Below are 492 nucleotides of genomic sequence, written 5' to 3'. Positions count from 1 at the left end.
CCCTAAAGCTATTTCGGAGAGAACCAGCTATCTCCAGGTTCGATTGGAATTTCTCCGCTACCCACACCTCATCCCCGCACTTTTCAACGTGCGTGGGTTCGGGCCTCCATTCAGTGTTACCTGAACTTCACCCTGGACATGGGTAGATCACCTGGTTTCGGGTCTACAACCACATACTAAACGCCCTATTCAGACTCGCTTTCGCTACGGCTCCGTCTCTTCAACTTAACCTTGCATGGGATCATAACTCGCCGGTTCATTCTACAAAAGGCACGCCATCACCCATTAACGGGCTCTGACTACTTGTAGGCACACGGTTTCAGGTTCTCTTTCACTCCCCTTCCGGGGTGCTTTTCACCTTTCCCTCACGGTACTGGTTCACTATCGGTCACTAGGGAGTATTTAGCCTTGGGAGATGGTCCTCCCAGCTTCCGACGGAATTTCACGTGTTCCGCCGTACTCAGGATCCACTCAAGAGGGAACGAAGTTTCA

General features: G+C 51.6%; 1 rRNA gene. It reads right to left on the bottom strand.

Annotated features, from left to right (window positions below):
- Positions 1 to 492: ribosomal RNA gene (locus A2U94_RS20330) — 23S ribosomal RNA — on the bottom strand; the annotation flags it as partial.

The organism is Bacillus sp. VT 712 (assembly GCF_001614195.1).
GTDB lineage: Bacteria > Bacillota > Bacilli > Bacillales > Bacillaceae_H > Priestia > Priestia flexa.
The sequence above is the reverse complement of the archived record's forward strand: the minus strand, read 5'-3'. Positions and strand labels throughout refer to the sequence as shown.